Source organism: Arthrobacter bambusae (assembly GCF_030812595.1).
In the GTDB taxonomy this organism is placed as follows: domain Bacteria; phylum Actinomycetota; class Actinomycetes; order Actinomycetales; family Micrococcaceae; genus Arthrobacter; species Arthrobacter bambusae_B.
The window spans coordinates 65,824-88,115 of the sequence record NZ_JAUSSZ010000016.1; the positions used below are offsets into that span (position 1 = coordinate 65,824).

Consider the following 22,292-nt stretch of genomic DNA (forward strand, 5'->3'; position numbering starts at 1 on the left):
ATTGGGCGTCCGCACATCGACAGGAAGTTGCCATGGAAGTCATTGTCGCGCCTACTCCGGAATCCGCAGCTTCGGCCGCCGCCCAGGCCGTCCTCTCGGGACTTCCCGCGGGCACGGGACCAGTGCTGGGCCTTGCCACCGGTTCGTCTCCGCTGGGGCTGTACGCGGAGCTCGCGGCTGCCGCGGCCGCGGGCCGCGTGGACTTCTCGGCCGCCAAGGGATTTGCCTTGGACGAATATGTGGGCCTGCCGGAAGGGCACCCACAGTCCTACCGGAAGGTTCTGATTCGCGAAGTCTGCGACGTCATCAGGCTTCCCCTGGCCGGGCTGCATGTCCCCGACGGCACGGGCACCACCCAGGCCGGGCTCGAAGCGGGAGCCGCTGCCTACGACGCCGCGATCGGAGCCGCAGGCGGCATTGACGTACAAATCCTGGGCGTCGGCACCAACGGCCATGTGGGATTCAATGAGCCCGGGTCCTCCCTGTCCTCCCGGACCCGGCTGAAGCGGTTGACGGCACGCACCCGGCGGGACAACGCCCGGTTCTTCGACCACCCCGGCGACGTCCCGACCCACTGCATCACCCAAGGATTGGGGACCGTGCTGGATGCGCGCCGGCTGGTGCTGATCGCCACCGGCGCTGCGAAGGCCGCCGCGGTCGCTGCCGCCCTTGAGGGCCCGCTGACGGCGTCGTGCCCGGGTTCGATCCTGCAATGGCACGCCGACGCTGTGGTGGTTCTGGACGAGGCAGCCGCCGGCGGTTTGGCGAATCGTGAATACTACGACGATGCCGCGCGCGGCCTGGTTTTGACCCCCTAGCAAGACGCCGAACCCTTTATGCGAGCGGCTCGACTGGCGCATTCCGCCGCCTGTTCAAGAGGGCTAGGGTGGACTCATGAACGTGGATGAGACAGAACTTCCAGGCCTCGGGGTCCGCAAGGATTTCATCACGGCCTCGGGACGCCGGATCGGTATTGTCGAGATGCGGGAGGGCGAGACCGAGCTTTTCGTCTCCACCTGGGACGATCCCGACACCTGCCAGGCATCCATCCCTTTGACCGCAGACGAAGCCGCCGCCCTAGGCAACCTCCTGGGTGGGCAGCACATCGCCATGCGCCTCGCCGAGGCCCACAAGGAAATCCCCGGCATTGCGACGCGGCAGTTCTCCATCACCGCGGACTCCCCTTTCAACAACCAGCCCATGGGCAAAGCACAGATCCGCACCCGCAGTGGTGTCTCGATCGTGGCGATCATGCGCGAAGGCGAAGTGGTTCCCTCACCGGCTCCCGACGTCGTCCTTCACACGGGTGATTTGCTGGTGGCTGTCGGTACGCAGGAAGGTCTTGACTCTGCGGCTGCCATTCTGCGCAACGGCTGACGTTCATGGACCCCCTGGCCCTGACCCTCATCGAGCTGGGCGCAGTCGTTTTCTGTCTCGGCCTCTTGGCGCGCTTGGCCGGCAGGATCGGCATGTCCCCCATTCCGCTCTATCTCGTGGGTGGGCTGGCGTTCGGGGCAGGTGGACTGGTCAAGCTCGACGGTATGCAGGAATTCGCCCATCTTTCCGGCGAAATCGGCGTCATCCTGCTCCTGTTGATGCTCGGCTTGGAATATACGGCCGCGGAACTCGTCACCGGACTGCGGCGCTCTTGGCAAGCCGGCGTGTTGGACTTTGTGTTGAACTTCCTTCCGGGCGCGGGCATCGCCGTGTGGCTCGGTTGGGGGCTTGTGGGTGCGATCGTCATGGGCGGTGTCACCTATATTTCGTCCTCCGGTATCGCCGCGAAGGTGATCACGGACCTCGGCCGGATCGGTAACCGCGAGACACCAGTGGTGCTGTCCATCTTGGTGTTCGAAGACCTCACGATGGCCATCTACCTTCCGATCCTGACGGCGATCCTGGCAGGCGTAGGGTTTCTGGGCGGCCTCCAAACGGTGGGTATTGCCTTGGCGGTCGTCACGCTCGTGCTGCTGGTGGCCCTCAAGCACGGCCATCGGGTATCCCGGGCCGTGCATAGCGAAAACTCTGAAGTCTTCCTGCTCAACCTCCTCGGAGCCGCACTTCTGGTGGCCGGCATCGCGTCCGCCCTACAGGTTTCCGCGGCCGTGGGCGCGTTCATGCTTGGCATTGCGATTTCAGGGGTAACCGCCCACAACGCGACGCGGATTCTTGAACCGCTGCGCGATCTCTTTGCCGCTATTTTCTTCGTGGCCTTCGGCCTCAACACAGAGCCCGGCACCATTCCGCCGGTCCTGGCCTGGGCGTTGCTTCTGGCTTTCGGTACTGCCCTTAGCAAGGTGCTGACCGGCGTCTGGGCGGCAAAAAGGGCAGGGATCGGCATCCCTGGCCGTTTCCGCGCCGGTGCCGCCCTGATTGCCCGCGGTGAGTTCTCCATTGTCATTGCCGGCCTGGCCGTGGCCTCCGGTGTCGTCCCGCGCGAGCTCGCCGCGCTTGCCACCGCGTACGTGCTGCTCATGGCCATCTTCGGACCGCTCGCAGCCCGCTTCGTGGAGCCTACGGTCAAGGCCTTCCGCAAGTCCCCGCGCAAATCGAAGTCACCCGAGCCTCCGTCCCTGCAAGTGTCCACTGAGAAGTGAGATCTCGCCCCTTTCACGCGCTCAAAGCGCCGAGATCTCACGTCTCAGCACGCCATCCCGCCCGCATCAGTGCATGCCGCACGCGAATTACGACGCCGTCAAACCCTCGCACCCTCACGTGCCGCGCCGTGATGGTCACCGAAGTCCAGCCGATGGCTACGATCGATTCGTCACGGCGGATGTCGGAGTCCTTTTGTTCAGCAGTCAGGTGATGGCCTCCGTCATAGTTGACCGCAATCTTGTACCGGGGAAACGCCAAGTCCGGCCACGCAAGCTCCCTGCCGGCCGCATCGCACACAACAAATCGCAACCGGGGTTCCGGCAATCCTTGCCTTCCGATCGCGAGGCGCAGCTTGGTTTCCGGCACGGAGTCGACGCCAACCCGGGCAAGGCCAAGCGCCAGCCGGGCATTCCTGATTCCACGAATCCGGGCGTTCGATTCCACTTGCCTAGCTAAATCGCCAAGCGAACACAGCGCCGCGCGGTTGTGGCCAAAGCTGCGCGACTGGCTGCAGACGAAATAGTCGGCCGCGGCCACGAGATCTTCCAGCGGAAGCAGCGAAGCCAAGTCCAGCCAGGTCCGGGCAGGACTTGTTAGCGGGACCCCCGCGACAACACATCGGTCCTCAGGATCCAGCGCCGCCCGGTGCCCCGAAACCCCTTTGCGAACTGGCCGGTTACCGCCGTCCCACCGCAGCAAATGCACTAGCGGCTCGCGCTCAAGATCAAACGGAAGGGGACAGCGCCACAGGCTCGCCGCCGTCGGGCCGCAACACACGGTCCCGGGCGAAATCCCGGTCAGCAACCGCGCAGTATGTGCGAGCTGCTGGGTCGCTCCCCACGGAACGCGGACTCCACGGCTCGCCACGCGAAGATCCTGATTCCATGCCCGGCCATCCCGAAGTCCCGCCGCACGTTGCTCGGAAAGGGTGAACGAGCGGCCCCTGAGGGCATCGGGAAGCGGATTGGGATTGCGCATCACCCATTTTTGGCACAGGGACGAGCCGCCCATTGGGTTATCCACAGCGGGGAGGGGGAGTGCCGCCTATGGTACGCAACGAGAAATGAGATCTCGCCCCTTTCACGCGCTCAAAGGGCCGGGATCTCACGCCTCAGTGAGGACGCGTCGAAACCCCTAGATCGAGGTCCGGTGGAAGTTGAGGTGGCTGCGGCTCGCGGTGGGGCCGCGTTGACCTTGGTAACGGTTGCCGTAGCCGCCGGAACCATAGGGATGTTCAGCGGCCGAGGAGAGCCGGAAGAAGCACAACTGGCCAATCTTCATGCCGGGCCACAGCTTGATGGGCAGCGTGGCAACGTTGGACAGTTCCAACGTCACATGGCCCGAGAACCCTGGATCGATGAAGCCCGCCGTTGAGTGCGTCAGCAAGCCGAGCCGGCCGAGCGAGGACTTTCCTTCAAGCCGCGCGGCGACGTCGTCCGGCAGGCTCACGGTCTCATACGTTGAACCAAGCACGAATTCGCCCGGGTGCAGGATGAAGGGTTCGTCGCCCTCGACCTCCACCAAGCGGGTCAGCTCAGGCTGTTCCTCGGAGGGGTCGATGTGCGCGTATTTGTGGTTGTCGAAGAGCCGGAAGAAGCGGTCAATCCTCACATCCACCGAGGACGGCTGAACCATCGCGGGATCGTAGGGCTCCAGGACAATACGTCGGGAGTCGATTTCGGCACGTATGTCGCGGTCAGAGATCAGCACAGGATCAAAAGTACCGTATGCGCACCGTACCCCGTGGTGTCGGAGTGGCGCATGGGACTATAGTGCAGCACATAGACTGCCGTTACCGCTGTTGTGTTTGGGAACGGTGGCACGACGCGAACCTGGGGAAACATTGAGACGAATTGCGGTGCCCGCTGCCATGCTGGTGGCCTGCCTTCTCACGCTGGTGGCCCCTGCCTCCGGACCGCTGGCCGTTCCGGCTCAGCTCGCCGGAAGTGTCGCCGCGCCATCCACCTCACGCACCACCGCGGGAACCGAAAGTACGACGACGGCGTCCGCACCGCCGTCGGGATCCGGCCTTCCGCAGGCCGCACCTGCGCCGGGGTCACCAACAGGCACCGCGCCCACAGCTGCGGCACCAGGACGCACAACTGCGGGACCAGCACCCACAACCGCGGTACCGGCATCTCCATCCGCCCCCGAGCGTGCGGCAAACGCGTCAACCATCGGTGCCGCACCTGCGCCCGCGCAGTCAAGCCCCGCCGTCGAGCCCGGCAACGGCACCTCGCCCCAGGCTGCAGGTGGCCCGCCGCCGGTGCCTTCCATCCCGCCGGCATCCGGCCCGGACCCGCTCCCCGCAGCCGGGAATGTTCCGCAGCCGGATCAGCCTCCAGCACCAACGAAGTCTTCGCCCGCAGCCGTCCCGCTGATGTCGCCGCACGCATTGGTCAATGATGACAATTCGGCCCAGGTGTTGGCCGTTTTCAACGCCATCAATGCCTACAGGACGTCCCTTGGCTTGAACCCGGTGAAGTACAACCCCACGGTGTCCACTCTTTCGCAGGACTGGTCCAACAACATCGCCAGCCGCCAGGTGATTGAACACCGCCCCAACTTCTGGACCGATCCCAGGGCTCTGAATCCCAACAACGGCGCCGGCGAGGTCATCGCCGTGCGCTGGGATCGCAATGCCGCGCAGCTTGTCGAGTGGTGGAAAGGCTCGCCTGCCCACGATGCCCTGCTGCGTGATCCCCGTTTCAACGTAATTGGCGTGGGAATCACCTTCACGGACGGCAACTACCTGACCACCCCCAATAGCTACACGATGTGGGGCGTGGTGAATCTGTTCGGCTACACGACACTCCCCGCCGGCACGGTCAACAGCCCAGGTGCGGGCACAGCCCCTCCCCAGCTTCCGGCCCCGAGCGTCTGCGACCCCATCGCGAAGCAGCAACCCCCCACCCTGGACCTCAGCGCTGCAGCCATCCGCAGCGCCGGTGACATCGTCGCCGTCGACCCTTCGGGCAACCTGCGGGACTATCCGGCACTCGGCAACGGCACGTTCGGTCCGGCCCGGACGGTCGGGTCCGGTTTCGCCGGGGCGAAAGAAGTGATGACCACGGATTGGGACCGCGACGGCGTGATCGACGTGATCGTCCAAATGCTGGACGGCAGGCTCCTGCTCTACCCCGGCATGGTGAGCGGAGGATTCAAAGCGCCGGTGACGTTGGGCGGATCGGGCTGGCAGTCCATGACGATGGCGGTAGGCACCTGGTGCGGGAACAACCGGCTCCCGCAGATCCTCGCCACGGATTCAACGGGCGCCCTCTACCTGTACCGCAACCTCGGGCTGACCGCCTTGGTGGGACGGACCCAAGTGGGCTCGGGTGTCAGCGCAATCCGGTTGAGCATGGTGGACTCTGACGCCGATGGCTTCCAGGACCTGCTGGCGGTGGAACCGAACGGAAACCTGCGCCTCTACCGCGGTTCGGGGCTCACCACGCCAAAGGCAGAGGCACGGCTGGTAGTGGGCACCGCATGGACCGATTACACCGGATTGCGCTCGCTCAAGGGTGTCACCGGCCTCAACACCACTGGAGTCGCGGGCCTGCTGAGCAACGGAAACATCGAATATTGGGACCTGACCGGCGGAGGCCTCACCACGCCGAGCACTCCGATAACCGGTCTGAGCGGACTCAAGCTGGCGCAGTAGCTGGCCCACGCTGCCAGGGGACTAAGCCTCCGGGGTTTGCTCCTCAATGACCGACTTGAGCTGCTCCAACTGGACCACTTCGCCTTCCATGGTCTTCTGGATCATGCTGTTCATGAGTTTCTGCAAGCCCTTGGGGTGGTACTCGAGGGCGAACCGAAGGCGGGTATTGGGTCCCTCGGTGCTGAGGTAGTAGCCGCCCGTGGGCCGCGCAGGACCCGCGACGACGGCGAAACGCACTTCGGCGCCGGGCCTGGCTTCCGTGATTTGGAAGTCAGCCGCGATCGGCCGGCCGCCCGGGCCAGCGAGGGTCTGCTGGTAAACGGCGCCTTTTTCGCCAGTGTGCCCGGAGCGCAGCGAAATGCTGCGGATGCCGCTGCGCCACAGCGGATTGTTCAGTCCGTCCACCACGAATTGGTAGACGGTCATGGCGTCGCGACCAATGAGCACTTCATACTCTGCAGATGCCACGGAAATCCTCTTTCGGCGTTCGGCCCATAGACATAGCCGGGTTCCCCATGACACAGCAGCTAACTGCTACAGAATAGTCAGGCGCAGCGCGGCGCAACACACCCGCGTCGAGCCTTAACCGAATCTTTACGAGCCCTGGAGGGATTTTGATGGGACCGTGATACCGGTGAGTCTGTGTCGGGACCAGCGCACCATCTGCGCTAAGCTGGGATCTGCTCCGGCTGGTTTGCGGAGTAGTGCGGGCGTAGCTCAATGGTAGAGCGCTAGCTTCCCAAGCTCGATACGCGGGTTCGATTCCCGTCGCCCGCTCCATTTTCGGCAAAAACACCCCGGTCTTCGGACCGGGGTGTTTTGCTTTTGCTTGACCGGCCCGTCCGCTTTGGGCTCAGCCGCGTTCCGCGCTACACCGACTGCGGGACGATCCGTACCATCCGGCGTCGATCCCTCACGTTCACTTTGAGCCGCAACGCGGACTTCCGGGCGAGCACGACGGCGACCGTCGCCGCTGCCAGCGCCGGCACCCCGCCTGCGACCAAAAGCGCGGCGTGCGGGTTGAGGTGCTCGGCAAGCCAGCCCATCATGGGTCCGCCGACGGCCTGGCCACCGATGAGCACCATGATGTAGAGGCTCATGACCCGGCCGCGGATGCTCATGTTGGCACTTACCTGGACCAACTGATTGGCGGCGGTCAGGAACATGAGGCACGAGAATCCGGAAAGGACCATGGCCCCGGCGAGCCACACCATGGCCGGCGCCAACGCGGCCAAGCACAGCATCAAGCCGTACATCCCTGCGCACAGCACCACCGAGCGAAGGCGCAATTGCCGGCGGCGGGCCGAAGTGATCGCTCCGGCAAGCGCACCAAGGGCAACCATGGCGTTGAGCAAGCCGTATCCGCCGGCGCCCGCATGGTAAACGTTGTCCGCGAAGGCGGCGAGGAGCACCGGCAGGCTCATCGCGAAGACCGCGACAAAACCGGCCATGAGCCACGGCCAGTAGATGGTCGGCTTGCTGAGGGCGTACCGGAGGCCTTCCTGCAGCATTCCCTTGCGTTTTGGCACAGGCGTGCTGACATGAAGTTCGTTCTTGCGCAGCATCAAGAGCATGGTGACGGTTGAGCAGCAGGCCACCGCGTTCGCTGCGAAGGCCCAGCCTGCACCGACGGCGGTCAGCAGCACGCCGGCCAGGGCGGGACCAATCAGGCCACCGAGCTGGAAGATGGTGGAGTTGACGCTGATGGCATTGCGCAGGTATTTCGGTCCTACGAGCTCGTTGACGAAGACCTGCCTAGCGGGCTGGTCGAGGACCGTCACGAGGCCCAGGACAAGCGCGATCACATAGACGTGCCACACCTCGATGCGGTGGCTCAGCGCCAATATGGCAAGGATAGCCGCCAAGCAGGCCGCGACACTTTGGCACACAATGAGGATGCGTCGCTTGGGGAAGCGGTCCGCCATCATGCCGCCCCAGGGACCCAGGAACAGCGACGGGGTGAACTGCAACGCCACGGTTATTCCGACGGCGGTGACGGAGCCCGAGAGCTGGAGTACCAACCAGTCCTGGGCGATCCTCTGCATCCAGAGTGCGATGACGGCCACGAAGTGGCCCGTGGCGAAGATCCGGAAGTTGGGGACCTTGAGGGAAATGAAGGTGTGCCGCCAGGGCAGCCGTTCGCTGACGACGGCGATTGGCTGGGTGACGGTGTCCGGCTCTGCAGCGCGTGAAATTCGGCTGCTTGCGGCGAGTGAATCGATGGCGGGTTGGCTGACGTTTGCCGCTGCGGGCGGTGGGGGTGCCAAAAGTAGTCCTCGGATAGGCGTTTCGCTGGGATGGCTTTAACGCTAGGGTTGGCCGCGGTGATTATGGTAGTGAATTGCCTGTATAACTAGCATTGCGAAGTGCAATACACTGCCGGGAGCAGTGGTGACCGTACCCCATCAAGGAGCCCCGTGTTCGAACCAGTGCAGCTGCGGTCTTTCCTGGCAGTGGCCGAGACTTTGAGTTTCACGAAGGCAGCCGAGCGCCTCGGCTTGGCCCAGCCCACGGTCAGCCAGCACGTGAGGAAGCTGGAGGCGGCGGCCAAACGGGCGCTCGTAGCGCGTGACACCCGGGACGTTCGGCTCACGGACAACGGCGACGCCATGGCGGGCTTTGCCCGCAACATCCTCTCCGCGCATGATTCCGCAGCCAGGTACTTTTCCGGCTCCGCGATGCGCGGCCGGCTGCGATTCGGAACCGCCGACGATCTCGCCATTACGGGCTTGCCTCGGATCCTGCGCGAGTTCCGGCAACTCTATCCGCAGATCAACCTGGAACTCACCGTCAGCCAGAGTGACCAGCTCTACAAGCGCGTCAACGCCGGCCAATTGGATCTCGTGTTTGTGAAGTGGGTGGGTGAAGCGAAGGACGGCACCGTCGTCCGGCACGACAAGTTTGCCTGGGTGGGCGTCGAACAGACGGTGCTGGATCCCGCCGGACCCGTGCCACTGATCTGCTATCCGGCCCCGAGCGTCAGCCGGAAACTGGCCATCGACGCCCTGGAGGCCAAGGGCCGCACGTGGCGCGTCACCTGCTCGACCAAGCAGATCGCCGGCGTCTTGGCAGCAGTGCGCGCGGGCATCGGCGTCGCTGTCATGCCGTCATCGCTCGTTCCAGAGGATCTCGCAGTGATCACCAAACGCTTTGACCTCCCGCCCGTGGGTGACGTGGACTTCACCCTGATCCGCAACCCTTTGGCGAACGCCGAGGTTGTGGATGCACTGACGCAAGCAATCATCGGCAGAACGCTCAACAAGCAGGGCTAACGAGCGCTTGTGTCAAGCATCACCCGGCGATCAGATGCCCACGCGCTAAACTTGTCACGTTATGAACCGCACAATGTTTAAGTCCAAGATCCACCGTGCCACGGTGACCCATGCCGATCTGCACTACGTAGGCTCAGTGACGGTCGACCTGGATCTGCTGGACGCCGCGGACATTCTCCCCGGCGAGCTCGTCTCCATTGTCGACGTAACCAACGGCGCGCGCCTGGAGACTTACACCATCGCCGGCGAACGCGGCTCCGGCGTCATCGGCATCAACGGTGCCGCAGCGCACCTGGTGCACGTGGGTGACGTCGTCATCCTCATCACCTATGCGGACATGACCGCCGACGAGGCCAAGGCCTACCAGCCCAAGGTTGTCCATGTGGACAGGGCCAACAAGATCCTCCAGCTCGGCAGCGATCCCGCCGAAGGCGTCACGCCGGGCATTATGCGCCCGCCGCACGCCCTCAACAACGCAGAGCTGAACTAGTTTCCCCGCCTCCCCTGGGGCATGCTACCTTCGCGGTCCACATGGCGGAACATGCCGCCGTCGGGCCTTGTAGGCGAATAAAGCTGATTTAGGCTGGGACTGTGAACCCACGCCGCCCCGCGCCCGTCCCCCCTCGGATGCAGTAGTGCTGGGCGTGCTCTCGGGGTTCTTCGTGGTGTGGGCCATCATTCTGGTGGGCATGTTCGTCGGCAAGCGCGGGATCCTGGGCGAGAATGCGCGTTCGGTCCTCAGCGGCCTGACTTTCTTCGTCGCAAGCCCCGCGCTCCTTTTTGAAACGCTGAGCAAGGCCCATCTCCGCGACATCTTCGCCGCTCCGCTCCTGGTCACGGCGGTGGGTGCCTTGGTCACGGGCGCCTTGTTCTTCGTCATCGTGAAGTTCTGGCTGAGACGGACATTGCCCGAATCACTCATGTCCTCCATGAGTGCTTCCTTGGCCAACTCAGCGAACCTCGGCATCCCTATCGCGGTCTTCGTCCTGGGCGATGCGAGCTATGTGGCACCGCTGCTGATCTTCCAGCTCGCGTTCTTCACGCCCATGTACCTGATGGCGCTCGATGCCAGCACGAGCGCCCATCGCACCACTCCCCTGCGGTTCGCCTTGATGATCGTCCGGAACCCGATGATCGTGGGATCGGCCTTGGGCCTGGTGGTCGCCGGAACGGGACGGCAAGTGCCCTCGCTCATCATGGATCCGATCCATTTGATCGGCGGAGCCGCCATTCCCGCGATGCTGATGGCTTTCGGGATGAGCTTGAACGGCTCGCGTCCCTTGCAGAAGGACACGGGCCGCCGGGCGGACGCGCTCCTGGCCAGCGGCTTCAAGCTGTTTGTCCATCCCACCATGGCGTACCTGTTCGCCCGCTTCGCGTTGGGCCTGGAGGCGCATGCCTTATTCGCCGCGGTGGTCACGGCGGCCCTGCCGACCGCGCAGAACGTGTTTGTAGCTGCGAGCCGCTACAACACGGGAATCACCGTGGCCAAGGACACGGTCCTGATCACTACGGTGGTGGCGGTGCCCGCAATGATCGCCGTGGCACTTCTGCTCACCTAGGCGGCCCCTGCCCAACCAGCTCGCGCCTACTCCTCGTCAATCGAGTCCAGGTACCTATCCAGCAACTGCGCGCAGCGGATGAACCCCAAGTGCGAATATGCCTGCGGATGGTTTCCCAAATGGGTCTCCGTGCCGGGGTCGAACTCCTCCGGAAGCAGCCCTGTCGGGCCGAAGAGCGCCACGAGCTGGTTGAACAGCTCCAGCGCGTCGTCCAGCCTGCCCACGGCAAGGTACGCCTCAATCAGCCAGGTGGTGCAGATGTGGAACCCGCCCTCCAAACCCGGCAGGCCGTCGTCGTACCTGTAACGGAACACCGTGGGACCCACCCGCAATTCCCGCTCGACGGCGGTGACGGTGTCCAGGAAACGCTGGTCGCGGACATCCAGCAGGCCGGAAAGTCCGATGTGCAACACCGCGGCGTCCAGGTCAGGGCTGTCGTAGGCCACGGTGTACGAGCTCGCGGTTTCGTCCCAGCCCTCGCGGAGGACCTCCGCGCGGATGACGTTGGCCGTTTCCTCCCACTCGGGCCCAATGGGGCAGCGGAACCGGACGGCCGTCTGCATGGCCCGGTCCAGGGTCACCCAACACATCACCTTGGTGTAGATGTGGTGCCGCGGCGCCCGCCGGGCTTCCCAGATACCATGGTCGGGTTCGTGCCAGCGGGCCAGCACGGCCGAGGCCATTTGTTCCATGAGCTTCCAGTGCTCGTCCGGCAAGGTTCCTCGGCGTTCGCCGAGGGCCTGGATGAGCCCGGCGATCGGCCCGAAGACGTCCAACTGAACTTGGTGGTCGGCGGCGTTCCCGATCCGCACGGGCCGCGAGCCGGCGTAACCGGGCAGGCTCTCGATAGTGGCTTCCGTGGACAACGGTGAGCCGGTGACGGAGTACAGGGGGTGCAGCCATTCCGGCCCGGGCGCGTTCTCGAGGATGCGTCCCAGCCAGCGGAGGAACCCTTCTGCCTCCTCGGTGGAGCCCAGATCCACGAGCGCATTGACCGTCATGGAGCCGTCACGCAGCCAGCAGTAGCGGTAGTCCCAATTGCGGGTGCCGCCAATCCCTTCGGGGAGCGACGTGGTTGGCGCCGCGAGGACAGCCCCGGTGGGCTCGTGCACCAGCGCCTTCAGGACCAGTGCCGAACGGCGTACCAAGGACGGTTTCATGTCGGGCAGTTCCAGCCCACGGACCCATTGCCGCGATTGGTGCGCGACGGCGGCCCTCCGGACGAGCTCTCCCGCCGGGTCCGGCGTCGTCGGCTCAGTGTCTCCGCACCTCAGGTTCAGGACTACAGGACCGTACGAGAGACTGACTTCCGCGGTGGCGGTGCCGTGCTTGCCGTCGCTCGTGACCGTGAAGGAGACTCCGGGAGCGAAAAGGATGATGGGATCCGATGTCCCCACGACGTGCAGCTCTTCGCCGCGGACTTCCATGTTGAACGGGGCGTTGGCGTAGTCCGGCCGCGGCGCGAACACAATCCGCGCGCTGCCGGTTCCGGACAGGACACGGACCAGGCTGGTGATACCGTCCGGCGCAGGCTCAAGATAGTCGGTGACCGTGACGTCCGCCCAACGGGTCTCCACGATCATGGTGTTGTCCACATAGCGCTGGCCGAGCACCTTCGACGTCTTGACCGGTTCCACACTGAAGTGGCCGGCCGGATCGCCACCGAGGATGTGTGCAAACAAGGAACCGGAATCCGGGAGCGGATGGCTCATCCAGCAGATCTTGGCTTCCGGAGTGAGCAGCGCCGTCGAGGTACCGTTGCCGATCATCGAATGCCGCTCCAGCCCCACTGCGTCCTCGCCAAACAGCCACGCGCGGCGCAACTCGAACAGGATGGCCAGCACCTTGGCGAAGGATTCCGGGTCCGGCAAGCGGTGGCGCGCAGCGGTCTCCCCGTCTCCGATGTGCAGGCCAAGATCCGGGCCGCGCAAGGTGGCGATTGCGAGCTCATCGCTCTCCGCGTCGCCGGCAAACAGGGCCGCGCTGGCCCCCAACTGTGTGCGCAGATGCTCCAAGGCGGCGTCTTTGGAGGGCTCCACGATGGACAGGTCCAGGACCGATCCGTCCACAATGAAAAACATGCCCAGCTCACGGGCGATCTGGTGCGCCTCGCGCGTCACCCGGGCGACGACGGCGGGTGTGGCCGGCCTGGTGTGGATGGCCACCGCCACGGGCTTGCGCTCGATGCTGATGCCCTTTTCGAAACCGATCGACTCGTTGAGGGCGGTGGCTGCCTGTTGAAGGACGGCTTCTGTGGCCATCGAGATGCCGTACGCATAGGTCATATCGAACTCAGCGCCGTGCGAACCTACGAGGTGGACTTCCGCAGGCAGTCTTGACACCGCGGCAAGATCCCGCAGGGACCTGCCGGAGATGACGGCCGCATGCGTGTTTGGCAGTGCCGCGAGTGCGCGGAGCGCGACGGCGGCACTCCCCAGGGGGAGCGTCTCAGTGGATACGCCTTCCGCAGCGCACAGGGTTCCACCGTAGTTGCAGGCCACCAGCAGGCCAGGAGTCCGGGCCAGCATCCTCAGCTCTGCGAGCAGCTCCGGCGTGATTCCATCGTGGGCTGCCTCGGATTGGACGACGGTCCGCAGAAGGCCCAACGGAAGCGATTTTGTCAGCAGCGCGCTATCGGCCACGGACAAATTGAGCGGAGTAGCCATGGGGAGGATCCTTCCAGGGTGGATTCGTCCAGTTTCCGCTCCAGGAGTTTCGCCTCCATGACCCGCGTATTGCAGGGGTGTAACGAGTTTGCCTTGCCAGGGGCACGCCGCCCGGCGGTTGAAGCTATACCCGGGTGAGGCCCGCGGCTTCCGCCACCAGCTCCACGGAACGCAGCCGCTGCTCCGTGCCCGTGCTCTGGTGGGCAATGATCAGTTCGTCGGCGTCGGCGTGGCGGGTGAACTCCTCGAGATAATCGCGCACCGCCGCCGGCGTCCCCACGGCCGAGTACTTCATCATTTGCGCGAGGTGCTGCCCTTGGGGCGAGTCGAGAATGAGGTCCGCCTCGGCGTCGGTGAACTCGCGTCCGCCGCCCAGGAAGAAGGAGACGCGCTCCCGCTTGACCGAAAGGAAGATCCGTTGGGCTTCGGCCGCTGAATCCGCGGCCACGGCGTTGACACCCGCGATCACGTACGGCTCCTGCAACTGCTCGGACGGCTTGAACTCGCGACGGTAGGCGGCAACGGCGTCCTGCAGCGCGTTGGGTGCGAAATGCGATGCAAAGGCGTAGGGCAGACCGAGCTGCGCCGCCAGATGCGCTCCAAACAGGGAGGATCCGAGGATATAGAGCGGAACGTTGGTGCCCTTGCCCGGCGTCGCTTCGACCCCTTGGATCCGCGTGTGTCCGGTGAGGTAGCCCTGCAACTCCAGCACGTCCTGCGGGAAGGTGTCCGCAGCCATGGGATCGCGGCGGAGTGCGCGCATCGTGTTCTGGTCGCTGCCGGGCGCCCGCCCCAGGCCGAGATCGATGCGGCCGGGGTGCAGCGTCTCAAGGGTGCCGAACTGCTCCGCGATGGTGAGCGGCGAGTGATTGGGCAGCATGACGCCGCCGGCGCCTAGCCGGATGCTGCTCGTGTTGGCCGCGATATGGGCAATCAGCACGCTCGTGGCCGAGGACGCGATTGAGCGCATGTTGTGGTGCTCGGCGTACCAGATCCGACGGTAGCCGAGCCGTTCGGCCCGTTGCGCCATCGCGACGCTCCCGGCGAAGCTCTCCGCCGCCGTCTGGCCTTTGCCGATAACTGCCAGGTCGAGGATGGAGAGGGGAACAGTCACGTGATGCCGGCCTTTCGAAGGTGGTTTCGTTCAAGGGGCCGGTTTCCGGCCACTCTTGCGACAACGACGGCGGCGCCCGGCTTATTTCTCGCGCTCGCGTGGGTTCCGTCTCAGCTCGTGAAGATGCCCTTGCCGGTCTCCATGTCGATGGGCAAGGAGGAATGCTCGTGGGAGATCTTCCAGGCGCCGTCCTTCTTCTCAAGGCAAATGGTGAAGCGGTTGGTCATTGCGCGCAGCCGTTCGCCTTGAGGCGAGATCCCAGCGAAGGTCACGGCTGCATGCCCGAAAGCCACGTCCTCCCCCGCGACGGACTGGACATCGTTGAACTCGACCTCGACGCGCTCATCGCCCAGCGAAGAGAACCATTCCCCGGTCATCGACCGCCAAGCCTCGATTCCCGTGTACTGCCATTGTCCCCACGAATCGTAGATGTGGACGTTGTCGTCATAGAGGGCCGTGAATGCGTCCACGTCCTTCGCGTGGACGGCAGCTGCGTAGGAATCCAGTGCCTGATGGACCGGGGTTTGCTCGTTGCCCACGAAAATCTCCTCACGTGTTGGCGGTTGTGTGTGGGAAGCCTACACTGCGGCTTGGCTCCCCCTCTCCCCACGGTCGGTGAGAGTGGCCGCCGTGTAGGGGTAGCAGGGTGATCGCATTTCAATCGTGCAGGATCACTTGGTAGAGGTTGTGGTCTTGCCATTTTCCAGCAATGTGCAGGTACCGCGGCGCCGTGCCGATCTGCTGGAACCCGGCCTTTAGCAGCACCCGCTGCGAAGCACCATTATGGAGAAGGGTGCTCGCCTCGATCCGGTGCAGTCCGAGTTCGCCGCGCGCCATTTCGACTATCGCGTGGACGGCCGCGGACGCCAGTCCACGGCCCGCATAATCGCTGTCCACCCAGTAACCGAGCCCCGCGCTCTGGAAGGGTCCGCGGACGATTCCGGCGAGATTGAATCGACCCACGAGCCGGTCGCCGTCGAACAGGCCAAGCGGATACGCCTCCCCGGCCTGATGGGCGACGAGTCGGTTGGCTATGTCGGCAGCCTGCCATTTTTCAGTGAAATACTCCTCGGGCCGCATTGGCTCCCAAGGCGAAAGGTACGCCCGGTTGCGCACATATGCGGTGGCGAGCGCTGCCGCGTCACCGACGCGCAACACACGCATGCTGACGCTCTCACTCAGTTGGCGTGGTTCGATCATCGGTCAACACTAGACCAGATCGCCGGATCCATCAGGCTGTGGGCGGTTCCACGCGGTGGGTCCCGTCCAGAGTTCACCGGGTCGATACCGGTACTTTACTTCGCGCTGGGAGACTGCGTCGGGGGAACGCCAGCAAAATCAAGTATGAGGAGCCGTTCATGCCCGGTCTGGATCGTCGACGTTTTCTTCAGCTCGCGGGAGCCGGTGCCGCAAGTACCGCGATCGCCGAATTGCTCGGCCAAAGCGTTGCCCGGGCTGCCGCAATCCCTGCCAACAGGGCCACGGGTTCGATCAAGGATGTTGAGCATGTAGTGATCTTCATGCAGGAGAACCGGGCATTCGATCACTATTTCGGCACACTGAAGGGTGTCCGCGGGTTCTCGGATCCGCACCCAGCGATCCTGCCTAGCGGCAAGGACGCCTTTCACCAGAACAACGGCACGCGTGAGGTCCTCCCGTACCACCCGGCCGCACCAAACCTGGGCATGCAGTTCATGGAGGATTTGGACCATTCGTGGAGGCTCACCCACGAAGCCTTTAATAACGGCAAGTACGACAAGTGGCTGCCTGAGAAGACCGACGCGACCATGGCGTTTTACGAGCGCCAGGACATCCCGTTCCACTTTGCGCTGGCCGACGCCTTCACGATTTGTGATCAGTACCATTGCTCGGTCCTTGGCCCGACCGACCCGAACCGCTATTACATGTACGCCGGAGGGGATGACCCGGACCGCAAGGGCGGCGGGCCGGACCTGTGGAACGATGAAAACGGGTACTGGTGGAGCACCTACCCCGAGGAGCTTGAGAAGGCCGGCGTGAGCTGGAAGGTCTACCAGGACATCGGTGAGGGCCTGGACCCCGCGCACTATGAGGGCTGGACCGGCAACCCCTACATCGGCAACTACGGTGACAACTCGTTGCTGTATTTCAAGCAGTACCAGGACGCGAAGCCCGGCACGCCGCTGTTTGAGAAAGCGCGGACCGGTACGAATGCGAAGGCTGGCGATGATCTCTTCCGGGTTCTCCGGGAGGACGTCTCTGGCGGCAAGCTGCCCCAGGTTTCCTACACCGTGGCGCCGGAGGCCTACACGGAGCACTCCAACTGGCCACCGAACTTCGGCGCCTGGTACGCCGCGAACGTCCTGGACATCCTCACCTCCAACCCGGATGTCTGGAGCAAAACGGCCGTGTTGTTCATGTACGACGAGAACGACGGGTTCTTCGACCACATCGTCCCTCCGCACCCGAACACGCCACAGATTCCCGGCGCGTCCACCGTCTCGACTGCCGGAGAGTGGTACGACGGCACCCCGACCTTCTACGGCAGCAAGGACGTCCCTGGGCACTTCGGCCTCGGTGTGCGCGTACCAATGATCGTGGCCTCCCCGTGGAGCATGGGCGGGTGGGTCTGCTCGGAGACGTTCGACCACACCTCGATCATCCGATTCCTCGAAACCCGTTTCGGAGTGGCCTCGCCGAACATCACCCCGTGGCGCCGCGCGGTCAGCGGCGACCTCACCAGCGCATTCGATTTCACCGCCACTGGCGGGGCTGCCCCGGCACTGCCCGACACCTCCGCCTATAAGCCCGCTGACCAAAGCCGCCACCCGAGCTATGTCCCGACGCCGCCGGCGGTGAACAGCATGCCTGCCCAGGACAAAGGCACGCGACCGTCCCGCCCGCTGGGTTACGCCCTCGACCTCGAGACGAAGATCCAGGCCGGCCAGCTCACGGCCCGTTGGACAAACCGAGGCACGCTGGGCGCGCACGTGCAAGTCCGCTCCAACCTGCTGCCGGCAGCCCCTTACTCGTACACCATCGGGGCGTCGGCCGCACTGGACGCATCCTGGCCGCTCGGCGCCGAATACGACGTGCACATGCATGGGCCGGCTGGCTGGTACCGGCGCCTGGCGGGTACGACGGCGGCCGCGGACCTTCGCGTCACCGTCACCGCTGACGGCAAATCACCGCACGCGCAGTTCCGGATCGAGAACACCGGCCGGGCAGCGGCAGCCCTGACCCTGAAAGACGCCTATGGCGCCGGTTCCCAGACGCTTTCGCTCAACCCCGGCCAGAGCAAGACCGTCATCATTCCGACCCGAGGTGGCTGGTACGACCTGACCATCACCTCCGCCGCGGATCCGAAGCTCATCCGCGTCCTTGCCGGCCGGATCGAGACCGGCCGGCCACTCACCAGCGATCCGCAGCTGGGCCGATGACCGGGGCGCAAACCGAAAGCCGTCGGCATGGCGCCCCGACTCGAAATAAACGCGGCAAACGCAGAGCTCCTCCCGGCCGTGTTCGGTCTGGGCAGCCTGGCAGGCTCCATGGCCCTCATGATCGCTCCCCTCAGGGGATCCGCCGAAAAAGCGGTGATCCGGCTCGCGGCAGTCACCGGCCTAGCCTTCGCCGGAGCGGCGCTCGTTCCGTCGTTCCCTTCTGCGCTCGTAGCCTTTGGGGTGTCCGGGGTCCTCAACTCGTTGTTCTTCACCGCAGCACTTGCCGCGCGGGCCGAATTTTCATCCCCCAATGCCCGGGCACAGGTCTTCATCTGGACAGCAGCTCTCAAGGTCACAGCGGCCGCTGCGGGAACCGCCTTAGCGGGCGCAATCATCAGCCTTGACGCTCGACTCCCCCTCATAGCCGGCGGCGCCCTGGCCATCGCAGCGGCTGCGGCCGCAAGAGTGGAGACGCGCGGCGCCAGTCCGGAGTCCACGATCTTGCACGAGCTCCCCCGCGAAAACTGGCCTGTCGCAGGCATCACCCCGGCGGAGTCAGGACAGAACGAATCCGCCTGAATCAGAACGGCGTAATCCCGGCCGGGAAAAGCTACCGGGACCAATTGGGCTCGGGCCACATTACTTCCTTTGGCCGGCATCGGCATGCCGGCTCCAGATATCTGCACTGTGGTGATCGGCGGGGTGTTCCTCTGTCCTGCTGGCGCGGTCACGAAGGGGCGCCGTTCGTGACGCGCGTGGGCAATGGACCGGCCTGTGCAGGACCAGCTTACTGCCGGGTAGGAGCTCGTGCTACGTTTGACCGCAGTGACATTCTTACTTTCTCTGTGACCCAGAGTCGACGCAGCGGTTCCCGATCGCTTCCCTCGGAAGCGGTGATTCCGTGTGCCCTCGAAGGGGACTCCTTCGCGAGTTCCCCTGGCATCCGGCCCCTCACCGAACTCATCCCGAGAAGATCACATGCCCTTTACATCGAGCGACTCCGCCGCGCCCTTTTCACCTGCCCTTGGCCGGGAATCCCTGCGCCCTGATTGTGCCAGCTGCTTCGCGCTCTGCTGCACGGCCCTAGGCTTTTCCCGCAACGCCGACTTCGCCATCGACAAACCAGCAGGAACTCCCTGCAAGAACCTTGCCTCCGACTTCTCCTGCACCATCCACGAAAGCCTGCGCCCGCGAGGCTTCCGAGGGTGCACTGTCTTCGACTGCTTCGGAGCCGGCCAAAACGTCTCCCAGAACCTCTTCCAAGGAATCAGCTGGAGAGCGGATTCAGCAAAAGCGACGAACTTGTTCCAGTCCTTCAATGTCGTCCGGCAACTCCACGAAATGCTCTGGTATCTGGCAGAAGCTACCAGCAGGACCTTCGACCCGGACGTCTCGTACCAGGTCAACGAGCTCAGAATGACAATCGAAAGTGCGATGGCCGAAACGCAGCGGGTCCTCTCCCTGAACCTTGGGGACCTGCACGCCCGGGTTCGGTCCGTACTGATGGACGTGAGCGAAGAAGTGAGGGCTTCATACCTTGCAACTGGTGATGATCACCTAGATGCCGCGATTGTCCCGGGAGCAGACCTCATGGGCAAGAATATGCGGTCCAGGTCGCTGTGCGGGGCAGACCTTCGGGGCGCGTATCTCATCGGTGCGGACCTGCGAGACTGCGACCTCTCAGGCGCAGACCTCCTCGGCGCGGACCTCAGAGACGCCCGTCTCGAAGGAGCCGATCTTTCCAGAACCCTCTATCTGGCACAGGCCCAGCTCAACGCAGCCCAGGGCGACGCCCACACGCGCTTGCCCTCGGACTTCAGCCGACCTCCTCATTGGCCTAAAAACAGCTGAAGAGAACATGACAGAGTCGTCCGGTAGTCGGTGGCTCCCCTGGTAGCGACTTGGCAGCCGTCACGACCCCGCCACCACGCGATTCGCCTGTCAGCCCGCGCCCTGCGGCTCCATCGCCTGGGTGCCAATCGCCGTTAGCACTTCCAGGCGCGCTGCGTCCTCGGTGCCGGGTTCCGCGGTGTAGATCATGATGTGCAGGTCGCTGCCTGCGACGGCAAGGATGTCGCAATCCAGCGTGAGGTGTCCGACTTCGGGGTGGTCGATTGTCTTCCGCGCAGCGTCGTTGTGCCCCACAACAACTGACTTCCACAGCTCGGCAAACCTCGGACTGTTCCTGCAAAGGACTTCGGTTAGACTGTCGATTCCCCGGTCTGACGGGAGCGCGCGGCGGCAGCGCGAAGGTCGGCCACAAGCGCGCTTTCGAGGGCGCGGCGGGACTCGTCGGTGGAGCGGGCACGACCGGCCGGGCCGAGGAACTGCCGCCACACAGCGTTGCGCTCGTGGCCGCTCCATGCCGAGGGGTCATCCATGAGAGCCGCGTAGGCGGAGTTGGCACTCGGAAGTGTCCAGCGTGCGTCGAAAACGGCAACGGGTGCCCCTGAAAGCCTGTCTAGGGGCCGTTGAACGCTCGGGGTGATCCGGTCGGGCACCGTGTCGGCTCCGGGCGTCGTGAAACCAGCCAGCCGAAACAGGTGGGAGCGTTCCTCCCCGGACAGTCGAAGGGCCCTTGCCAACGCCTCAACGACGTGGGACGACGGATTCGCTGCCCGCCCCGTTCCAGCCGGGTGATGTAGTCCACCGAAATACCGGGCCCGGACGGCCCCACCGGAGGCTACTTCGACGCCGAAGGACACCTTCCTTGGTAACCCCGGTCACCAGAACCAATTTGATGATCAGACTGCATCGAAGCCAGTAGAACCCGGCGATCGTGGCGTACAGGCCTGTCTACCATTAGCTATGGGCAGGAGAAACTTCCTCATTGAAGGGGGTTCCGCAACCGGGAAGACCTCCGTGTGCGAGGAGTTGGCGCGGCGCGGTTACCGCGCCATTCACGGCGATCGGGAACTCGCGTACCAAGGTGATCCGAAGACCGGGGCGCCGACGCCGGACGTCACTGGTCTCGCCGTTCACGATCACCATCTTTGGCGGGTCGATCAGGTGAAGGAACTCGTCGCAGATCAGCGGGATGCGGTGACGTTCTTCTGTGGCGGATCACGAAACTTCACCGAGTTTATCGACCTGTTCGACGGCGTCTTCGTACTCGAGGTCGACGCCGAAACCTTGACTTCCCGGCTCGACAACAGGCGGGACGACGAGTGGGGAGGACAAGGCCGGCAAATGGAACGGGACCTCATACTCCAGTTGCATCGCACAAAGGCGGACATTCCGCGAGGTGGCATCGCCATCGACGCCACCGCTCCACTCGCGAATGTCGTCGACGAAATCCTGACATTGATTGCGTCCATCGAGACGTGAGATCTCAGGCCTTTCGCCTGCTCAAAAGGCCGAAAGCTCACGCCTCACGCTATGTCGCGGCTTGACGCGCCGCGGCCTCGATCCGGGCCCGGTGCCCGGCCCATTCTTCGGCGTTTCGCTGCGATAGATTCAGGTCCCCGGGCCCCTTCCCCGCCGAACCGTCGATAAGCTCACGAAGTATGTCGGCGTGCCCCAGGTGCTGGGCCGTTTCGACGCACATGTGCACCAGGATCTGATGGAGCGTCACGCGGCGGCGTTCTTCGGACCACCAAGGAACTTCCCCGGGAGCGTCGAGCGGGAGCGATTCGATGGTTGCATCGCTGTGCTCGGCCGAGAACCGGTGCAGTTCGATGATCTCTTCCCTGCTCTCCTCCGGCCGAACCCACAGGTCCGCGTCGGCCTCGGCGTCGTCCGCGAACCACGGCAGATCCCGGCCGCTGGGCCGGCCGAAGACCTCCCCGAAGTACCCAAGCTCCACACTGGCCACATGTTTGACCAGGCCCAGGAGGTTGGTGCCGGTGGGGGTCATGGGCCGGCGGACATCGTACTCATCGAGTCCGTCAAGCTTGGCGAGCAGCTCCCCGCGACGAGCACGCAGGTATTTGAGCAGAATCCCTTTGTCATCCATCCGGGCACTATACCCCTGCTGTCGCGGGTGTGTACCGTCGGT

21 protein-coding genes, 1 tRNA gene and 1 pseudogene are annotated in these 22,292 nt (G+C 64.4%); 12 read left to right on the forward strand and 11 right to left on the reverse strand.

Going from position 1 to position 22,292, the window contains the following annotated elements:
* Positions 1–32: 32 nt before the first annotated feature.
* The 3 genes from J2S96_RS17570 (at position 33) to J2S96_RS17580 (ending at position 2,597) form a co-directional block, all read left to right on the forward strand.
* Entirely contained in the window at positions 33–818 is a 786-nt protein-coding gene (locus tag J2S96_RS17570) for a glucosamine-6-phosphate deaminase (protein ID WP_306866305.1), read from the forward strand.
* 76 nt (positions 819–894) lie between these two features.
* Positions 895–1,377: a cation:proton antiporter regulatory subunit gene (locus J2S96_RS17575; protein WP_306866307.1), complete on the forward strand. Its 483-nt coding sequence runs from the start codon at positions 895–897 to the stop codon at positions 1,375–1,377.
* 5 nt (positions 1,378–1,382) lie between these two features.
* Complete coding sequence (locus J2S96_RS17580) at positions 1,383–2,597, forward strand: cation:proton antiporter (protein WP_306866309.1); 1,215 nt, start codon at positions 1,383–1,385, stop codon at positions 2,595–2,597.
* Positions 2,598–2,634: 37 nt separating this feature from the next.
* On the opposite strand, the gene J2S96_RS17585 is transcribed toward J2S96_RS17580, so the two are convergent.
* The 3 genes from J2S96_RS17585 to J2S96_RS17595 all read right to left on the reverse strand — a co-directional run bounded on the left by J2S96_RS17585 (position 2,635) and on the right by J2S96_RS17595 (position 4,875).
* On the reverse strand, positions 2,635–3,576 hold the full coding sequence (locus J2S96_RS17585) for a hypothetical protein (protein ID WP_306866311.1): 942 nt from the start codon (positions 3,574–3,576) through the stop codon (positions 2,635–2,637).
* Positions 3,577–3,732: 156 nt separating this feature from the next.
* Positions 3,733–4,308: a dCTP deaminase gene (gene dcd / locus J2S96_RS17590; RefSeq protein ID WP_306866313.1), complete on the reverse strand. Its 576-nt coding sequence runs from the start codon at positions 4,306–4,308 to the stop codon at positions 3,733–3,735.
* Positions 4,309–4,530: 222 nt separating this feature from the next.
* Complete coding sequence (locus J2S96_RS17595; RefSeq protein WP_306866318.1) at positions 4,531–4,875, reverse strand: hypothetical protein; 345 nt, start codon at positions 4,873–4,875, stop codon at positions 4,531–4,533.
* Positions 4,876–4,978: 103 nt separating this feature from the next.
* Between J2S96_RS17595 and J2S96_RS17600 the strand changes: the two genes are divergently transcribed.
* Entirely contained in the window at positions 4,979–6,262 is a 1,284-nt protein-coding gene (locus tag J2S96_RS17600) for a CAP domain-containing protein (protein WP_306866320.1), read from the forward strand.
* Between the two features lie 21 nt (positions 6,263–6,283).
* Here the strand turns inward: J2S96_RS17600 and J2S96_RS17605 are convergent, their stop codons facing one another.
* Positions 6,284–6,730, reverse strand: coding sequence for an SRPBCC family protein (locus tag J2S96_RS17605; protein WP_306866323.1), 447 nt, complete (start codon positions 6,728–6,730; stop codon positions 6,284–6,286).
* Positions 6,731–6,968: 238 nt separating this feature from the next.
* Between J2S96_RS17605 and J2S96_RS17610 the strand changes: the two genes are divergently transcribed.
* A tRNA-Gly gene (locus J2S96_RS17610) sits at positions 6,969–7,042 on the forward strand.
* Between the two features lie 89 nt (positions 7,043–7,131).
* On the opposite strand, the gene J2S96_RS17615 is transcribed toward J2S96_RS17610, so the two are convergent.
* Entirely contained in the window at positions 7,132–8,529 is a 1,398-nt protein-coding gene (locus tag J2S96_RS17615) for an MFS transporter (protein WP_306866326.1), read from the reverse strand.
* A gap of 150 nt (positions 8,530–8,679) precedes the next feature.
* On the opposite strand from J2S96_RS17615, the gene J2S96_RS17620 reads away from it, so the two are divergent.
* From J2S96_RS17620 to J2S96_RS17630, 3 genes are all read left to right on the forward strand, one after another.
* A complete protein-coding gene (locus J2S96_RS17620; protein ID WP_306866328.1) occupies positions 8,680–9,534 on the forward strand; it encodes a LysR family transcriptional regulator in 855 nt (284 codons plus the stop codon).
* Between the two features lie 61 nt (positions 9,535–9,595).
* On the forward strand, positions 9,596–10,024 hold the full coding sequence (panD, locus tag J2S96_RS17625) for an aspartate 1-decarboxylase (RefSeq protein ID WP_306866331.1): 429 nt from the start codon (positions 9,596–9,598) through the stop codon (positions 10,022–10,024).
* 145 nt (positions 10,025–10,169) lie between these two features.
* Positions 10,170–11,096 carry an AEC family transporter gene (locus J2S96_RS17630; RefSeq protein ID WP_306866334.1) on the forward strand — a complete coding sequence of 309 codons (927 nt, stop codon included), beginning with the start codon at positions 10,170–10,172 and terminating at the stop codon, positions 11,094–11,096.
* Between the two features lie 26 nt (positions 11,097–11,122).
* Here J2S96_RS17630 and J2S96_RS17635 read toward each other — a convergent pair whose 3' ends face one another.
* From J2S96_RS17635 to J2S96_RS17650, 4 genes are all read right to left on the reverse strand, one after another.
* Positions 11,123–13,762, reverse strand: a complete 2,640-nt coding sequence (locus J2S96_RS17635) for a trehalase-like domain-containing protein (protein ID WP_306866338.1) — start codon at positions 13,760–13,762, stop codon at positions 11,123–11,125.
* Positions 13,763–13,886: 124 nt separating this feature from the next.
* Complete coding sequence (locus J2S96_RS17640; RefSeq protein ID WP_306866340.1) at positions 13,887–14,876, reverse strand: LLM class flavin-dependent oxidoreductase; 990 nt, start codon at positions 14,874–14,876, stop codon at positions 13,887–13,889.
* 110 nt (positions 14,877–14,986) lie between these two features.
* Entirely contained in the window at positions 14,987–15,415 is a 429-nt protein-coding gene (locus J2S96_RS17645; protein WP_306866343.1) for a YybH family protein, read from the reverse strand.
* Positions 15,416–15,533: 118 nt separating this feature from the next.
* Positions 15,534–16,076, reverse strand: coding sequence for a GNAT family N-acetyltransferase (locus J2S96_RS17650; protein WP_306866345.1), 543 nt, complete (start codon positions 16,074–16,076; stop codon positions 15,534–15,536).
* A 158-nt stretch (positions 16,077–16,234) separates the two neighbouring features.
* On the opposite strand from J2S96_RS17650, the gene J2S96_RS17655 reads away from it, so the two are divergent.
* The 3 genes from J2S96_RS17655 to J2S96_RS17665 all read left to right on the forward strand — a co-directional run bounded on the left by J2S96_RS17655 (position 16,235) and on the right by J2S96_RS17665 (position 20,146).
* Complete coding sequence (locus J2S96_RS17655; RefSeq protein WP_306866346.1) at positions 16,235–18,295, forward strand: phosphocholine-specific phospholipase C; 2,061 nt, start codon at positions 16,235–16,237, stop codon at positions 18,293–18,295.
* Positions 18,296–18,322: 27 nt separating this feature from the next.
* Entirely contained in the window at positions 18,323–18,874 is a 552-nt protein-coding gene (locus J2S96_RS17660; protein ID WP_306866348.1) for a hypothetical protein, read from the forward strand.
* 399 nt (positions 18,875–19,273) lie between these two features.
* Entirely contained in the window at positions 19,274–20,146 is an 873-nt protein-coding gene (locus J2S96_RS17665; RefSeq protein ID WP_306866350.1) for a pentapeptide repeat-containing protein, read from the forward strand.
* A gap of 90 nt (positions 20,147–20,236) precedes the next feature.
* On the opposite strand, the pseudogene J2S96_RS17670 reads toward J2S96_RS17665, so the two are convergent.
* Positions 20,237–21,000: pseudogene (locus J2S96_RS17670) on the reverse strand (helix-turn-helix transcriptional regulator).
* 103 nt (positions 21,001–21,103) lie between these two features.
* Here J2S96_RS17670 and J2S96_RS17675 point away from each other — a divergent pair.
* Positions 21,104–21,622, forward strand: coding sequence for a nucleoside kinase (locus J2S96_RS17675; protein WP_306866352.1), 519 nt, complete (start codon positions 21,104–21,106; stop codon positions 21,620–21,622).
* Positions 21,623–21,671: 49 nt separating this feature from the next.
* Here the strand turns inward: J2S96_RS17675 and J2S96_RS17680 are convergent, their stop codons facing one another.
* Positions 21,672–22,250: a DinB family protein gene (locus J2S96_RS17680; RefSeq protein WP_306866354.1), complete on the reverse strand. Its 579-nt coding sequence runs from the start codon at positions 22,248–22,250 to the stop codon at positions 21,672–21,674.
* Between the last annotated feature and the right edge of the window lie 42 nt (positions 22,251–22,292).